The sequence below is a fragment of the Ruegeria sp. N4 genome (genome assembly GCF_056531425.1).
In genome coordinates, this window is the sequence record NZ_JBQFLT010000001.1 from 883,581 (window position 1) to 897,352 (window position 13,772).

Genomic DNA, 13,772 nt, shown 5'->3' on the forward strand with positions numbered 1-13,772 from the left:
TCGGCTCCGATCGGAAACGGCAAGGGCGGCTATTGCACCCCCAACCCTTTCAACCAATCCAGAATACCGGCAACCGTTGGGTCTGTCTGCCCGGGTGACATCAAACGGCCGGAGATGACATGGGACATCGGATCATCCCCCGGCCCCATCGTGACCAACTCAACCGTTGCCGGAGCACCCCAGGCCTCGGCCACCTTATGGGTCCGATCGGGGCGAACGACCTGATCGTCATCCGAGAACCAGAACAGCGCCGGGACCAGAGCGCCCGAGAAATCAAGCGCATAGACCGTTTCGACCAGAACTGTCATGGGCACCACGGCCTCCCACGGATAGACCGAAGACCAATATTTGTTCTTTTCCGGATCCGGGCCGGATACATCACGCTCCTTCCCCATCAGAATCGGCAGCCACTCCCGCGCCCAAGGCAGGCCGGGGATAAAGGCCGCAGGGGTGTTAACGCCGAAGTTGGGCGACACAAACACCATGCCAACGACATCCACACTCAGCTCGGGATCAAGCGCGGCCGCCGCAGCCAGTGTGCCCCCGGTCGAGGTTGACATGACGATCACCTTGTCCCCCACGGCCCGCGCGGCGGCCAACCCCTCGGCCATGTCCTGCATCCAGCCCGAGGCGGTTGCATCGCCCATCGCAGACCCATCGCGCCCGTGGCCTTGCAGGCGGGTGTAGACCAGATTGGCCCCCAGCGCGTCGGCGACCCTGTCGGGAACGGGCCGGATTTCCTCGGAACTGGCCGAGAAGCCGTGCACATACAGTACCGAATAGGGTGTGCGCTGCTCGTTGAAGCCATCCTGCCAGATCACACGCTTTTCGACGCCCGGAACGATATCGTCATAGGCCGCTTCGGTGCTTTCGAAATAGACCTGAACGCCCTCGCCAAACTTGCGCGGATCAAAGCTTGGGTTAAGGTTCACCTCTTCCCGCGGTCCGAACCAGTAGATCAGGCCCCCCACGACAATAAGCGCCAACAGCAGGCGCCCGAGAATCCATCCAAAACACCGCATCAGCCCTCCCCCATCACGTCAAGAACCGCTTGTTCGATCAGCCCCAGACACGGACCGTCCGAGAACCGATGATCCGCATCCTTGACAAGCAACAGACGCATATCGGGGCTGGTCGCGTGCTCCAGCAGACGCACAGCCGTTTCCGTGGACACCGCCGTATCCGCCGTTCCCTGCAGGCACCGCACCGGGAACGGGAGGTTCAAGTCCGACCGCAGCACCAATAGCTGCCGCCCATCCTCGATCATCCGCTTGGTGATAATGTAAGGCTCCATATAGTCCGAGGGCAGCTCGACATGGCCAACCTCCTCCAATGCCGCCTTTTGCGCGTCAGTGAACGAGGCCCAATACCCATCCTCGGTAAAGTCCGGTGCGGCCGCGATTGTGACCAGGCCTGCAATCCGCTCGGGGTTCGCCCGCGCCAGCAAAAGCGCCTGCCACCCGCCCATGGATGAACCGACCACGATCAACGGCCCTTCGGTCAATGCCGCAACAGCAGCCAGTGTATCCTCATGCCAGTCCCCGATGCAGCCATCGGTAAACGCCCCGGAACTCTCTCCGTGCCCCGAATAGTCGAACCGCAAAAACGCCCGCCCCCGCGCCTGCGCCCAGGCCTCAAGATGCACCGCCTTGGTGCCTTCCATATCCGATTTCAGCCCGCCCAGAAAAACGATGGTCGGCCCCGCCCCCTCACTCTTGTGATAAGCCAGCCGCCGCCCCTGCGCCGTCTTCAGAAAATTCGTCGCTGCCATGAAACCCTCATTCCTTTCTCATCATCATGCACGCCCCACCCCCAAGTGCAATTCCAGGATCCCTCTTCATCTGGCTAAAAATATCTCGGGGAGCGCGAGGGGCTGGCCCCTCGCTCCGCCCCTTGACACACACGCGCCGGCCTGCCAAACGAGCCAGACACACATAACCCGCAACCGGGCGTTCAGTGGGCGCCAAACCGACGAGGAGAGCCAGACCATGGCCCTGGATTCAAAATCCGTCTCACTCACCTTTCCCGATGGCAATGCACGTTCTTATGACGCAGGCGTCACGCCTGCGCAGGTGGCTGCCGATATCTCGACCTCGCTGGCGAAAAAGGCCATCTCGGCCACGGTGAACGGCCAGCATTGGGACCTGCAATGGCCCATCGAGGCTGATGCCGACATCGCCATTCACACCATGAAGGACGAAGTTCAGGCCAACGAACTGATCCGTCACGACCTGGCCCATATCATGGCGCGCGCGGTGCAGGAAATCTGGCCCGACACCAAAGTCACCATCGGCCCGGTGATTGACAATGGTTGGTATTACGACTTCGACCGCGCCGAACCCTTCACCCCCGAAGACCTTGGTCTGATCGAGAAAAAGATGAAGGAAATCATCAACAAGCGCGACACCGTGACCACCGAAGTCTGGGACCGTCAGCGCGCGATTGATTTCTACACCGCCAATAACGAGCCCTATAAGGTCGAACTGATCGAAGCCATCCCGGGCGACGAACCGCTGCGCATGTACTGGCATGGCGACTGGCAGGACCTGTGTCGCGGCCCGCACCTGCAGCACACCGGACAAGTTCCGGGTGACGCGTTCAAACTAATGTCCATCGCCGGTGCCTACTGGCGCGGCGACAGCAGCCGCCAGATGTTGCAACGCATCTACGGCGTGGCCTTCACCGGCAAGGAAAAGCTCAAAGCCCACCTGCACATGCTGGAAGAGGCCGCCAAGCGCGATCACCGCAAGCTGGGCAAGGAAATGGACCTGTTCCACCTGCAGCCCGAAGCGCCGGGCCAGATTTTCTGGCACCCGAACGGCTGGACCATCTACACCATGCTGCAGGACTACATGCGCCGTCAGCAGAAACGCGGTGGCTATGTCGAGGTCAACACCCCGCAGGTCGTCGACCGCAAATTGTGGGAGGCCTCGGGCCACTGGGACAAGTATCAGGAGAATATGTTCATCGTCGAAGTCGATGAGGAACATGCACGTGACAAGGCGGTCAACGCGCTCAAGCCGATGAACTGCCCCTGCCACGTGGAAATCTTCAAGCAGGGTCTGAAATCCTATCGTGACCTGCCGCTGCGCATGGCCGAGTTCGGTTCGTGCAACCGTTATGAACCCTCAGGCGCGCTGCACGGCATCATGCGGGTGCGCGGGTTCACGCAGGACGACGCGCATATCTTCTGCACCGAAGAGATGATCGCGGATGAAACCAAGCTGTTCCTCGACTTCCTGTCCAACGTCTACAAGGACCTCGGGTTCGAGAACTTCAAGGTCAAATTCTCGGATCGCCCCGAAGTGCGCGCCGGAACCGACGAACAATGGGACAAGGCCGATGAGCTGCTGAAAGCGGCCTGTGACGCGGCAGGGTGCGCCTATGACCTGAACCCGGGCGAAGGTGCATTCTATGGGCCCAAGCTGGAGTTTGTTCTGACCGACGCCATCGGGCGTGACTGGCAATGCGGCACCCTGCAGGTGGACTTCATTATCCCCGAACGTCTGGGCGCGACCTATATCGCGGCGGATGGCGAACGGCACACGCCGGTCATGCTGCACCGCGCCTGCCTTGGCTCGTTTGAACGTTTCATCGGTATCCTGATCGAGGAACACGCAGGCAAGCTGCCGTTCTGGCTGGCCCCGCGTCAGGTCGTTGTCGCCTCGATCACCTCGGATGCGGATGACTATGTGATGGACGTAGTCGAAACGCTCAAGGCTGTTGGTGTCCGCGCCGAAGCCGACATCCGCAACGAGAAGATCAACTACAAGGTCCGCGAGCATTCGGTCGGCAAAGTGCCGGTCATTCTGGCCGTCGGGCACCGTGAAGTTGAAGACCGCACCGTCAGTGTCCGCCGCCTTGGCGAAAAACAGACGCAGGTTCAATCCCTTGAGGCTGTAACAATTGAGCTGGGCCAGGCCGCAACCCCGCCCGACCTGCTGTAACATTCGGCACCATATCGCCGGAAATCCGACCCCTCGGAAGGGGTCGGATTGTAACATTTCCTCTTTTCTTTCTTAAAAACAGTATATTAACCTGCAAGGGGCCAATCTGTACCCTGACACGGTTGTGAGACACGGGCTCGTGAGTTTAACTGTAGCCAACTACCCACTACCTTAGTCACTGTCACAAGCAGACATACCCAGTCATCAAGAGGATTTCAGAGATGTCGAACACAGCAAAAACCCTTGTCATCGCCAGCGCAGTCGCAGCCGCCGTATCGGGTGCAGCGACCACAGCAACCGCTCAGGCCAAAGAAAAGTGCTATGGCGTTTCGCTGGCTGGTCAGAATGACTGCGCAGCAGGCCCCGGCACCACCTGCGCGGGCACCTCGACCGTTGATTATCAGGGCAACGCATGGACCTTGGTCGATGCAGGCACCTGTGCCGATATCGAACTGCCCGCACAGGCAGACGGCACCCCGCGCCAAGGCTCGCTGGAAGAGCTGGACCGCGACCTGCCGGCATAAGCTTCGGCCAAACGACTCGTTGGGGGCGGGCAATATCGCCCGCCCTTTTCTTCGCGATGAAGGAGCGTGCAAATGCTGGATGATGCCCTCAGGTCGAACCGCCTGCCCGCCGCGCCGGGTGTCGGATACAAACCGCAGCATTTCGCCCAGATTCTGGACCACGCCCAACCCGTCGCATGGCTTGAGATTCATGCCGAAAACTACATGGGCGACGGTGGTCGCCCGCTGGCGCAACTGCGCCATCTTTCAGAACAATTCCCGATCTCGGTTCATGGCGTCGGCCTTTCCATCGGCGGCGAAGGCCCCTTGGACCCGGATCATCTGGCCCGGCTGAAACATCTGGTCGGCTGGCTGAACCCGGCCAGCTTCTCGGAACATCTGGCCTGGTCCACCCATGACAGCCATTTCTTCAACGACCTGCTGCCCCTGCCCTACACGGATGCGACGCTGGCACGGGTCTGCGCGCATATCGATCAGGTGCAGGAAACCGTCGGTCGTCAGATGCTGCTAGAGAATCCCTCCAGCTATCTGGCGTTCGAGGAAAGCACATGGTCGGAACCCGATTTCCTGCGCGAGATCGCCAAACGCACCGGCTGCGGGCTGTTGCTGGATGTGAACAACGTGTTTGTTTCAGCCACCAATCTGGACTTCTCGCCGCAAGGATATATCGACGCCTATCCGCTGGATCAGGTGGGCGAAATTCACCTCGGCGGTCATGACGAGGACGAAGATGACCACGGCCACCCCCTGCTGATCGACAGCCACGGGCGCGAAGTTGTGGATCCGGTCTGGGCGTTGCTGGACTATGTTTTGGAGCGCTCTGGTCCCAAACCTCTGCTGGTTGAATGGGACACGGATGTCCCCGACTGGCCGGTTCTGCGGGCCGAGGCCGAACGCGCGCAAGCGGCGCTGGACAGGGTTCCGGCATGACCGTCTCGCAAACGGAGTTTCACGCGGCCTTACTGGACGCGAAGACCCCGGTTCCGGACGGGCTGACCGATGCCGAGGCGCAACCGGCGGGCCGTCGGTTCAGCGTCTACCGCAACAACGTCGCCGTTTCCCTGACCGAGGCCATGCATCAGGCCTTTCCGGTGATCGCCAAGCTTCTGGGCGCGCAGAACATGGACGGGCTGTCCGGTATCTTTCTGCGGCAACACCCGCCGACCTCGCCCCTGATGATGTTCTATGGCGAGGCGTTTCCCGCGTTTCTGGCCAACATGCCGCAACTTTCGCATCTGGCCTATCTGCCAGATGTGGCGCGGCTGGAACTGGCCCTGCGGCAATCCTACCATGCGGCCGACAGCCAAGCGGCCCCGGCCGATGCGCTTGCCGTCCCGCCCGAGGATGTGATGCAAGCGCGGCTGACGTTCGCGCCGTCGATGCGGATCATCTGCTCGGACTGGCCCATTCACGCGATCTGGCGGTTCAATTCAGAACCCGATGCCCCGAAACCCACCACCGGGGCCGAGGATGTGCTGATCACCCGCCCCGAATTTGATCCGGCCCCACATCTGCTGCCACCGGGCGGCGCAAACTGGATCGGACATATTCAGTCAGGCAATACCATCGGCGAAGCGTTCGAAAAAACCGCTGCAGAAACACCTGACTTTGATCTTGGAACCACTCTGGCACTGCTTCTGCAAGGCGGTGCAATAACCTCTGTGACTATCGAAAGGCTGGCGACATGACTGCCCTGATTTCAATCCACAACAACGTTCTGGGTAAGGTGGACCACGCGTCCGGCTGGCTCACACCGACGCTTGCGCGGCTGATCTTCATCGCGGTTCTGCTGGTCTATTACTGGAATTCGGCCATGCTGAAGATCGACGGGTCGATCTTTTCGCCCTCCAGCGGGGCGTTCGGGCAGATCTTTCCCAAAGCGGCCGAGGCGGTCTTGTGGGACGTCACGCAGATGACCTTCTTCCAGCGCATCGTGATCTTCTTTGGCACCGTGGCCGAATTTGTCCTGCCCGCCCTGCTGCTGGTTGGCCTGTTCACACGCTTGGCCGCGCTGGCCATGATCGGCTTTGTCTGGGTCCAAACCATTGTTGATGTCACCGGCCACGGCGTCAAACTGGGCAGCCTGTTCAACGCCGCGCCCGACCTGATGGATCAGCGCGTGATGTGGACCTTCCTGTTCCTGGTGATGGTGATCCACGGCGCAGGCCCGCTGTCCCTGGACCGCTTGCTGCGCCTGAAATGATCTACAGCGTTTTGCGTTCTATCCGATTCAAGTCAAACGCAAAGCGCTTCAGAAATGCGCCTTGGGCTCGTCCGGTTTTCCAGCGGCGAGCCCAAGCACCCCGGCCACGCCGGCAAACGCGATCGGGAACATGGTGAAGACACCGAACCCAAACGCGTAATACATCCCCGCCGCGGACACCAACAGCAAGACACCCGCGACCAGCGCGCGGGCATGGGCCATTGCCCCACCGACAAGAGCCAGCAGCGGTGCCACGATGGACGCCGTCTGGATCAAAGCGGGATTATCCACCTGCTCGGCGATGCCATCGATATCGCCGAAATGCTTGATCGCCTCAACATATCCATATCCAAAGAACCCAACAATCATCCCGACCAAACCGGCGATGACACCCAAAATCATTGCGGCGTTTCGCATAAATTATCCTCGCAGTTGCGCCAGATCAGATAAGCACCCGATCACGCCACGCCAAGCTTTGCGCGCGCCTCGGCGGTCCAACCTAACGTCAATGCTCCGTCATTTTCGATCAGCGGACGCTTCATCAGCGTCGGATGCTCTTGCAGCAATTCCAAAGCCGGGCGCGTGCGCTGCGCCTCATCCAATCCACGCCAGGTTGTCGAACGGGTATTGAGCAAAGCCCCGCCGAACTCGGCAATAGCCTGCTCCAGTACAGTTTCGGGAACTCCGTCGCTGCGCACGTCTAAAAACTTGGCATCTGGTAGTGATTTCAGCGCCTTACGGCAGGTGTCGCATGTTTTCAGACCATAAAGGCGCATTTGGGGACTGCTCCGGTATTTGTTTCAATTTTAGGCGATTGTGCCAGTTTCCAGCGGTTATTCTTGATTTTTTACTTCACCGTGCAATGTTGAAAAAGGTGAAACACGCAAATCGGACTGTAACCCGATCAGGAAACAGTCCGTTTTTTGCGGTCTTGCCAACCACCGCCCCACCAATTTGTGGGACAATGCGAAAGTAGAAGGAGACACGGGAGATGCCAACTGGCACCGTGAAATGGTTCAATACCACCAAAGGCTATGGGTTTATTGCCCCTGATGAAGGGGGCAAAGATGTGTTTGTTCATATCTCGGCCGTAGAACGGTCCGGACTGACCGGGCTCGCAGACAATCAGAAAGTCTCGTACGAGTTGCAGGACGGGCGCGATGGCCGTCAGATGGCAGCTGATTTGAAGCCGTTGTAACGACGCCCCCGTGTGACGCGGGGTTCTTCAATTAAGATTGGCGGCCAATTTCCGGCCGTCAATCGCCCCCTTTTCCGGCGAATGCCCTACCCCCGTGCTGGCTTGTCCTCGGCATGCGTGTGCCAGTCTTGTCCCATCGCAACGATGCAGGACGTACCGGCGGCATAGGTCACGACCATGGTCCAGTCGCCCCTTTCGCTGCTCCAGACCTCCATGATCTGTTCAGGGCCACGCATTCCCGTTGCCACACGCTCGGACCGGAATTGTCCCTTGAGCTTGTCATGTAGCCGTTGAGTCGGCTCGCACAACACCTCGGCAATCGGGGATTTGGCCTGCGCGGGCACAGCCAGCGCAAAGGTCAGGCCCAGAACGGAAAGAAACGAAGCATGGGTCATGAAACCAAGGTAACAGTTTCATGACAACCTATATAGCGGATTGATATGCGCCCGGTTCAGCCTTCGCGGATGATGGCCTCAAACTCACGCCATTCGCGCGCGGTCATTCCCGAGTTGTCTTGCGTGACCGTTTCACCCGCCAACATCCGACGCAGACTGTTGACCATCTGAGCCGACAGATTGACCGCGCCAAGGCGATAATCCTCGAACGCGCGATATGCGAATGGGACCCAATCGGCCACGATCTTGCACATCATCTCGGCATAGACCCGGATCTCGTATTGCGCATGCGGGTCAGCGCGCAGGCGCAGGAAGTGGAACAGGTTGTGCAGGTCGACCTTCCAGTACCACTGCGTATAAACGTTCGCGGGCAGGTTCATCCGCGCCAATTCGCGCGCCAGCCCCTGTTGGCCGTCCTGATTGATCATCGCCTCGTAATTGTCATAGCAGCGGGTGCTGTCGGCCTTCAGGATTTCCAGCACGCGCGCGGCCTCTTCTCCTTCCAGCGCCGAACCGCGCCCCTGATTGTTCACCTCGGACTGGGCGGCGACATGTTCGGGCGCGGGAATATAGAACTCACGGTCCAGAATCGAATACCGCGCCGAATATTCGTTCACATTGGCGGTCCGGTGGCGAATCCACTGACGGGCCACAAAGACCGGAAGCTTGACGTGCAGCTTGACCTCGCACATCTCGAACGGGGTCGAGTGCCAGTGCCGCATCAGGTAGCGGATCAGCCCCTCGTCATTCTGAACGGATTTCGTGCCTTTGCCATAGGACACGCGCGCCGCCTGACAGATCGCGGCATCATCGCCCATATAGTCGATCACACGGACAAAGCCGTGATCCAGCACCTGATGCGCGGTATACAGGTGATCTTCCATTCCCGCTGCAACGACGCGGCGTGTTTGATGCGACTGCGCGCGTTGCGCTTCGATCTCGGCCTGTTGGTCGGCAGACAGCGGCATGAAAACATCCTTTCCGATAATGAGTCGCCGCCTACTATATATCGTCAGTTCCGGCGCTGGAACCGCATGATGTGCCGCACATGGACGATTTCCGGAAATGTGTTCGCAGCCCCCCTCGACACGCCCCCGCAGCGCGCTAAGCTGATGGCAAACTCATGCAGAATAAGGATTGCCGTGATGGGGCTGAAATATCTTCACACTATGGTTCGGGTGAAAGATCTAGAAAAATCTCTGGCGTTCTACGAGTTGCTCGGCCTCAAGGAAACACGCCGCTATGACAGCGAAGAGGGCCGGTTCTCGCTGATCTTCATGGCGCCTCCAGGGCAAGAGGATCGACCGATTGAACTGACCTATAACTGGGATGGCGATGACGAGCTGCCAAATGACAGCCGCCATTTCGGCCACCTCGCCTATGGGGTCGACAATATTTACGAGACCTGCCAGCACCTTCAGGACAATGACGTGGTGATCAACCGGCCCCCGCGTGACGGGCGCATGGCCTTTGTACGCTCGCCCGACAATATCTCGGTCGAACTGCTGCAGAACGGCGATGCGCTGGAACCGGCAGAACCCTGGGTCAGCATGGGCAACACCGGCCACTGGTGATCCGCACCCTGATAGCCTTGGGTCTGGCCGCGCTGGCCAGCCCTGCCCAGGCAGAGACCTGCCGTCTGGCCCTGGCACTGGCGCTGGATATTTCGGTGTCGGTGGATGAAAGCGAAGACGCGCTGCAACGGCAAGGGCTGGCCGCCGCCCTGATCGCGCCCGAGGTTCAGGAGGCCTTTTTCTCCTCGCCCATGCCCGTTGCCCTGGCCGTTTACGAATGGAGCGGACGAAACACACAGCATATCATTATGGATTGGCGGATGATCCGGAACACCGGCGATCTGCTGGCCGCCGCGACACAGATCAGCCAATCCGAACGGTCGGATGCCGGGTCGGCTACGGCGATGGGCTATGCGCTGGCCTTTGGCGCGACCTTGCTGCAGCGGGCCCCGCCCTGCCTGTTTCAGACAATCGATCTGTCCGGCGACGGGTCGAACAATGACGGGTATGGCCCGCAAAACGCCTATCGGCACTTTCCCTTTCGCGACGTGGTGGTCAACGGGCTGGTCATCAATGCCGCTGATTTTGAAGGCGAATTGTTCCTGATCCCGTTTTTTGAGAACAACGTTCTGCACGGCCCCGGCGCGTTTCTTGAGGTGGCGCAGGGGTTTGAAGATTTCGAACGCGCAATGCGCCGGAAACTGGAACGTGAGTTGCGGGGCCTGCAAATTGGGACGTTGCAAGACGTGACCGAATGATGCTGCGCATCCTGATGACATCGCTGTGTCTGCTCGCGACTCACGCCACCGCTCAGTGCAGGCAGGCTCTGGCCTTGGGGTTGGATGTGTCGGGCTCGGTCGATGCGCAAGAGTACAGGTTGCAACTGCGCGGGCTTGCGGTAGCTCTGCGTCGTCCGGATGTAGCGCAGTTGATCCTGTCCAATCCCGGCGCGCCCGTACGGATTGCCGTGTTCGAATGGAGCGAACCCGATCATCAGAAACTGCTGTTGGACTGGACCGAGATCCGCACCCAGGATGATCTGACCCGCATTGGGCAACAGCTGGATGCCGTGAAACGCAGCCCTGCCCCGCAAGGCACCGCCGTGGGTTCGGCCATGGCCTTCGGTGCCAATCTGCTGACCCGGCAAGAGTGTTGGAAGCTGACGCTGGACCTATCCGGCGATGGCAAACACAATCTGGGGCCGCATCCGCGCAATGTGAAATCTCAACTGCAATCCACCGGCATCACAATCAACGGGCTGGTCATTGGTGCAGACGATCCGAGACAAGGCGATCAACGGCAGGTGCAGGTCGGTGAGCTTTCAGCCTATTACAACACATGGGTCATCCTCGGCCCGAATGCGTTTGTCGAGGTCGCGCTGGGATTTGACGCCTACGAAGATGCCATGGCGCGCAAACTGATCCGAGAGCTGGAGGGCCTTGTGCTGTCGGACGCGCGCCCCGGATCAGTAGATATAGCGGATTTGGTCCGTCCAGTAACGCTCGACCCGGCGCAATGAGTTTGTAATATCATCAATCCCTTCCAGGCCCAGCACACCGCGATTTTGCAACCCTTCGGCATGGCGGGCAAACAGGTCTGACACGATATCCCGAATCTCGCGCCCGCGCGGCGTCAGGCGCACCCGGACAGAGCGCCGGTCGATCTCGCACCGTTGATGGTGCATATACCCCATTTCAACCAGTTTTTTGAGGTTGTAGCTGACATTGCTGCCTTGATAGTAGCCCCGGCTCTTCAACTCACCCGCCGTCACCTCATGATCGCCGATGTTGAACAGCAACAGCGCCTGAACTGCGTTGATTTCCAGCACGCCGACCCGCTCGAACTCGTCCTTGATCACGTCCAGAAGCAAGCGGTGCAACCGTTCCACCAGGGCCAGCGCCTCAAGATAGCTGGTCATGAACCCTTTGGTCCCCGGTGCCGAGACCTGCAATTCCATACTCATCCGACCCTCCGATTCAGTCGTGCCTTTCCGACACGATGAACCGAAATCCCGAAAAATCAGTTAAGCCGGTTTTTTCCTTACTTTTGAAAGGTCTGGGCGATATCCGCGATCAGGTCGGCCAGTGCCTCGGGCGGTTGAACCTGCCCTGTCACCCATTGATACAGATCCTGATCGTTTTCGCTGAGCATCGCATCATAGGTGTCCAGACCGTCGGCATCCATTTCGTCCAGATTGCGGTTGGCATAGGCGGTCAGGATCAGGTCCATCTCTTTGATGCCCCGCCGCATCGACCGCATTTTCATCCGTTTGATCCGAATATCGCGGGGTTCGGTCATTTGCTGGCCTCCAGCATCAGGCGCAGTTTCTTTTCCAGCCGCGCGGCGCGTTCCGAGCAGGCGCGCATCTCGCCCCGGATGGCGCGCAGTTCGGCCACGGCGCCCGCCAGATCCAGATTTGCATGCTCTTCGTCCACAGGCGCATCCATCCCCTCGCCTTCGCCGGTCAGCAACCACTTGATCGAGACGTTGACCATGCCCGCCATCATCGACAGGCGGTTGGCGCGCGGCTCGGACAGATCGTTTTCCCAATCCCCGATCGTTGACTTCTTGACACCAAGCCGACGCGCCAGTTCGGCCTGCGTCATCCCGGCTGCCTCGCGCGCGCCTGCCAGCCGATCCCCAAATGTCGCCGCGTCTGGTCCGAACCAATCGTTTTCGTCGCTCATTCAGGTCTCCGATTCCCGGTTTCATATCGCTTGATCGTCATTCGGGCGCACCCTATGACAGTCAGGCTGAACATACAAACCGAGGCCGCCCATGAGTTTCCTGTCTGCGACATTGTCCCGCGTCAAACCTTCGCCGACCGTCGCAATGACGGCCAAAGCGGCCGAATTGAAGGCCGCCGGGCGGGATGTCATTGGCCTCAGCGCAGGTGAACCGGATTTTGACACGCCGCAGAACATCAAGGACGCCGCCGTCGCGGCGATTGCCGCTGGCAAGACAAAATACACGGCCCCCGACGGCATCCCCGAGCTGAAACAGGCCGCTTGTGCCAAGATGAAGCGCGATCACGGGCTGGATTACACACCCGCACAGATCTCGGTCGGGACCGGCGGCAAGCAGACGCTTTATAACGCGCTGATGGCCACGATGAATGACGGGGATGAGGTTATCATTCCCGCCCCCTATTGGGTCAGCTACCCGGATATGGTGCTGCTGGCGGGTGGCACACCGGTAGTTGTCGAAACCAGCGTCGAGAACAGCTTCAAACTGACGCCCGAGCAGCTTGAGGCCGCGATCACCCCCAAGACCAAGTGGTTCATCTTCAACTCTCCATCGAACCCCACCGGCGCGGGCTACAGCCGGGATGAGTTGAAAGCCCTCACCGATGTGCTGATGCGCCACCCGCAGGTCTGGATCATGTCCGACGACATGTACGAGCATCTGGCCTATGACGGGTTCGAGTTTTGCACCCCTGCCGAAGTGGAACCGGGGCTTTATGATCGCACGCTGACCTGCAACGGGGTTTCCAAGGCCTATGCGATGACCGGCTGGCGCATTGGTTACGCGGCCGGGCCGGTCGAGATCATCGCAGCCATGCGCAAGATCCAGTCTCAGTCGACCTCGAACCCCTGCACGGTCAGCCAATGGGCGGCGGTCGAGGCACTGAACGGAACGCAGCATTTTCTGGCCTCCAACAACGAGATTTTCAAACGCCGCCGCGATCTGGTGATCGGCATGTTGAACGAGATTGACGGGGTGCAATGCCCCACCCCCGAAGGCGCGTTCTATGTCTACCCGTCCATCGCCGGGCTGATCGGCAAGACCACTCCATCGGGTACCCTGATCGACAATGATGAAGCCTTTGCCACCGCCTTGCTGGAAGAGGCCGATGTCGCCGTCGTCTTTGGTGCCGCCTTTGGCCTGTCGCCGAACTTCCGCGTCAGCTACGCAACCTCGGACGAGGCCCTGACCGAGGCCTGCACCCGCATTCAGACCTTCTGTGCGTCCTTAACCTAGGCGGAGCCTC

General features: G+C 59.7%; 19 protein-coding genes. 10 read left to right on the forward strand and 9 right to left on the reverse strand.

Going from position 1 to position 13,772, the window contains the following annotated elements:
* Positions 1-29 precede the first annotated feature (29 nt).
* Positions 30-1,022 (reverse strand): alpha/beta hydrolase, encoded by a 993-nt coding sequence (locus ACR0LW_RS04395; RefSeq protein ID WP_480881683.1) that lies wholly within the window; start codon positions 1,020-1,022, stop codon positions 30-32.
* Positions 1,022-1,771 (reverse strand): alpha/beta fold hydrolase, encoded by a 750-nt coding sequence (locus ACR0LW_RS04400; protein WP_480881684.1) that lies wholly within the window; start codon positions 1,769-1,771, stop codon positions 1,022-1,024. Before ACR0LW_RS04400 ends, ACR0LW_RS04395 begins: the two co-directional genes overlap by 1 nt.
* Before the next feature lie 217 nt (positions 1,772-1,988).
* On the opposite strand from ACR0LW_RS04400, the gene thrS reads away from it, so the two are divergent.
* The 5 genes from thrS (at position 1,989) to ACR0LW_RS04425 (ending at position 6,674) form a co-directional block, all read left to right on the forward strand.
* A complete protein-coding gene (thrS, locus tag ACR0LW_RS04405) occupies positions 1,989-3,947 on the forward strand; it encodes a threonine--tRNA ligase (RefSeq protein ID WP_480881685.1) in 1,959 nt (652 codons plus the stop codon).
* 221 nt (positions 3,948-4,168) lie between these two features.
* Positions 4,169-4,471, forward strand: a complete 303-nt coding sequence (locus ACR0LW_RS04410) for a BufA1 family periplasmic bufferin-type metallophore (protein ID WP_170449650.1) — start codon at positions 4,169-4,171, stop codon at positions 4,469-4,471.
* A gap of 72 nt (positions 4,472-4,543) precedes the next feature.
* Complete coding sequence (bufB, locus tag ACR0LW_RS04415; protein ID WP_480626197.1) at positions 4,544-5,401, forward strand: MNIO family bufferin maturase; 858 nt, start codon at positions 4,544-4,546, stop codon at positions 5,399-5,401.
* Positions 5,398-6,159, forward strand: coding sequence for an HvfC/BufC family peptide modification chaperone (locus tag ACR0LW_RS04420; protein WP_170519612.1), 762 nt, complete (start codon positions 5,398-5,400; stop codon positions 6,157-6,159). Before bufB ends, ACR0LW_RS04420 begins: the two co-directional genes overlap by 4 nt.
* On the forward strand, positions 6,156-6,674 hold the full coding sequence (locus ACR0LW_RS04425) for a DoxX family protein (protein ID WP_170519616.1): 519 nt from the start codon (positions 6,156-6,158) through the stop codon (positions 6,672-6,674). The genes ACR0LW_RS04420 and ACR0LW_RS04425 overlap by 4 nt, the downstream gene beginning before the upstream one ends.
* Positions 6,675-6,722: 48 nt before the next feature.
* On the opposite strand, the gene ACR0LW_RS04430 is transcribed toward ACR0LW_RS04425, so the two are convergent.
* Both ACR0LW_RS04430 and ACR0LW_RS04435 read right to left on the reverse strand, forming a co-directional pair.
* Entirely contained in the window at positions 6,723-7,091 is a 369-nt protein-coding gene (locus ACR0LW_RS04430) for a hypothetical protein (protein ID WP_170449639.1), read from the reverse strand.
* Between the two features lie 41 nt (positions 7,092-7,132).
* Complete coding sequence (locus tag ACR0LW_RS04435; RefSeq protein WP_170519618.1) at positions 7,133-7,450, reverse strand: ArsC/Spx/MgsR family protein; 318 nt, start codon at positions 7,448-7,450, stop codon at positions 7,133-7,135.
* 215 nt (positions 7,451-7,665) lie between these two features.
* On the opposite strand from ACR0LW_RS04435, the gene ACR0LW_RS04440 reads away from it, so the two are divergent.
* Entirely contained in the window at positions 7,666-7,872 is a 207-nt protein-coding gene (locus ACR0LW_RS04440) for a cold-shock protein (protein ID WP_008758035.1), read from the forward strand.
* Positions 7,873-7,958: 86 nt separating this feature from the next.
* Here the strand turns inward: ACR0LW_RS04440 and ACR0LW_RS04445 are convergent, their stop codons facing one another.
* The gene (locus ACR0LW_RS04445) at positions 7,959-8,267 is read right to left on the reverse strand and encodes a hypothetical protein (RefSeq protein ID WP_170519620.1); all 309 of its coding nucleotides are present in this window, start codon (positions 8,265-8,267) and stop codon (positions 7,959-7,961) included.
* Between the two features lie 56 nt (positions 8,268-8,323).
* Positions 8,324-9,235 carry an FAD-dependent thymidylate synthase gene (thyX, locus tag ACR0LW_RS04450; protein WP_170622040.1) on the reverse strand — a complete coding sequence of 304 codons (912 nt, stop codon included), beginning with the start codon at positions 9,233-9,235 and terminating at the stop codon, positions 8,324-8,326.
* Positions 9,236-9,412: 177 nt separating this feature from the next.
* Between thyX and ACR0LW_RS04455 the strand changes: the two genes are divergently transcribed.
* The 3 genes from ACR0LW_RS04455 to ACR0LW_RS04465 are packed head-to-tail and all read left to right on the forward strand — an operon-like array spanning position 9,413 to position 11,300.
* Positions 9,413-9,841 (forward strand): VOC family protein, encoded by a 429-nt coding sequence (locus tag ACR0LW_RS04455; protein ID WP_170449626.1) that lies wholly within the window; start codon positions 9,413-9,415, stop codon positions 9,839-9,841.
* Positions 9,838-10,539, forward strand: coding sequence for a DUF1194 domain-containing protein (locus ACR0LW_RS04460; protein WP_480881686.1), 702 nt, complete (start codon positions 9,838-9,840; stop codon positions 10,537-10,539). The genes ACR0LW_RS04455 and ACR0LW_RS04460 overlap by 4 nt, the downstream gene beginning before the upstream one ends.
* Positions 10,539-11,300, forward strand: coding sequence for a DUF1194 domain-containing protein (locus tag ACR0LW_RS04465; protein ID WP_480881687.1), 762 nt, complete (start codon positions 10,539-10,541; stop codon positions 11,298-11,300). Before ACR0LW_RS04460 ends, ACR0LW_RS04465 begins: the two co-directional genes overlap by 1 nt.
* Here ACR0LW_RS04465 and ACR0LW_RS04470 read toward each other — a convergent pair.
* The 3 genes from ACR0LW_RS04470 to ACR0LW_RS04480 all read right to left on the reverse strand — a co-directional run bounded on the left by ACR0LW_RS04470 (position 11,247) and on the right by ACR0LW_RS04480 (position 12,468).
* Positions 11,247-11,744, reverse strand: coding sequence for a winged helix DNA-binding protein (locus tag ACR0LW_RS04470; RefSeq protein ID WP_170449617.1), 498 nt, complete (start codon positions 11,742-11,744; stop codon positions 11,247-11,249). The two genes, ACR0LW_RS04465 and ACR0LW_RS04470, sit on opposite strands and share 54 nt — an antisense overlap.
* Before the next feature lie 77 nt (positions 11,745-11,821).
* Complete coding sequence (locus ACR0LW_RS04475) at positions 11,822-12,079, reverse strand: succinate dehydrogenase assembly factor 2 (RefSeq protein WP_170735194.1); 258 nt, start codon at positions 12,077-12,079, stop codon at positions 11,822-11,824.
* Positions 12,076-12,468, reverse strand: coding sequence for a helix-turn-helix domain-containing protein (locus tag ACR0LW_RS04480; RefSeq protein WP_170622043.1), 393 nt, complete (start codon positions 12,466-12,468; stop codon positions 12,076-12,078). Before ACR0LW_RS04480 ends, ACR0LW_RS04475 begins: the two co-directional genes overlap by 4 nt.
* Before the next feature lie 91 nt (positions 12,469-12,559).
* On the opposite strand from ACR0LW_RS04480, the gene ACR0LW_RS04485 reads away from it, so the two are divergent.
* Positions 12,560-13,762 carry a pyridoxal phosphate-dependent aminotransferase gene (locus ACR0LW_RS04485; protein ID WP_480881689.1) on the forward strand — a complete coding sequence of 401 codons (1,203 nt, stop codon included), beginning with the start codon at positions 12,560-12,562 and terminating at the stop codon, positions 13,760-13,762.
* The last annotated feature ends 10 nt before the right edge of the window (positions 13,763-13,772 follow it).

Bases quoted from the DNA above. Each gene is read 5' to 3' on its own strand.
- ACR0LW_RS04400 (WP_480881684.1), bottom strand. From the start codon at position 1,771: ATGGCAGCGACGAATTTTCTGAAGACGGCGCAGGGGCGGCGGCTGGCT.
- ACR0LW_RS04465 (WP_480881687.1), top strand. From the start codon at position 10,539: ATGCTGCGCATCCTGATGACATCGCTGTGTCTGCTCGCGACTCACGCC.
- bufB (WP_480626197.1), top strand. From the start codon at position 4,544: ATGCTGGATGATGCCCTCAGGTCGAACCGCCTGCCCGCCGCGCCGGGT.
- thyX (WP_170622040.1), bottom strand. From the start codon at position 9,235: ATGCCGCTGTCTGCCGACCAACAGGCCGAGATCGAAGCGCAACGCGCG.
- thrS (WP_480881685.1), top strand. From the start codon at position 1,989: ATGGCCCTGGATTCAAAATCCGTCTCACTCACCTTTCCCGATGGCAAT.
- ACR0LW_RS04485 (WP_480881689.1), top strand. From the start codon at position 12,560: ATGAGTTTCCTGTCTGCGACATTGTCCCGCGTCAAACCTTCGCCGACC.
- ACR0LW_RS04430 (WP_170449639.1), bottom strand. From the start codon at position 7,091: ATGCGAAACGCCGCAATGATTTTGGGTGTCATCGCCGGTTTGGTCGGG.
- ACR0LW_RS04480 (WP_170622043.1), bottom strand. From the start codon at position 12,468: ATGAGCGACGAAAACGATTGGTTCGGACCAGACGCGGCGACATTTGGG.
- ACR0LW_RS04440 (WP_008758035.1), top strand. From the start codon at position 7,666: ATGCCAACTGGCACCGTGAAATGGTTCAATACCACCAAAGGCTATGGG.
- ACR0LW_RS04475 (WP_170735194.1), bottom strand. From the start codon at position 12,079: ATGACCGAACCCCGCGATATTCGGATCAAACGGATGAAAATGCGGTCG.
- ACR0LW_RS04410 (WP_170449650.1), top strand. From the start codon at position 4,169: ATGTCGAACACAGCAAAAACCCTTGTCATCGCCAGCGCAGTCGCAGCC.
- ACR0LW_RS04425 (WP_170519616.1), top strand. From the start codon at position 6,156: ATGACTGCCCTGATTTCAATCCACAACAACGTTCTGGGTAAGGTGGAC.
- ACR0LW_RS04455 (WP_170449626.1), top strand. From the start codon at position 9,413: ATGGGGCTGAAATATCTTCACACTATGGTTCGGGTGAAAGATCTAGAA.
- ACR0LW_RS04445 (WP_170519620.1), bottom strand. From the start codon at position 8,267: ATGACCCATGCTTCGTTTCTTTCCGTTCTGGGCCTGACCTTTGCGCTG.
- ACR0LW_RS04395 (WP_480881683.1), bottom strand. From the start codon at position 1,022: ATGCGGTGTTTTGGATGGATTCTCGGGCGCCTGCTGTTGGCGCTTATT.
- ACR0LW_RS04435 (WP_170519618.1), bottom strand. From the start codon at position 7,450: ATGCGCCTTTATGGTCTGAAAACATGCGACACCTGCCGTAAGGCGCTG.
- ACR0LW_RS04470 (WP_170449617.1), bottom strand. From the start codon at position 11,744: ATGAGTATGGAATTGCAGGTCTCGGCACCGGGGACCAAAGGGTTCATG.
- ACR0LW_RS04420 (WP_170519612.1), top strand. From the start codon at position 5,398: ATGACCGTCTCGCAAACGGAGTTTCACGCGGCCTTACTGGACGCGAAG.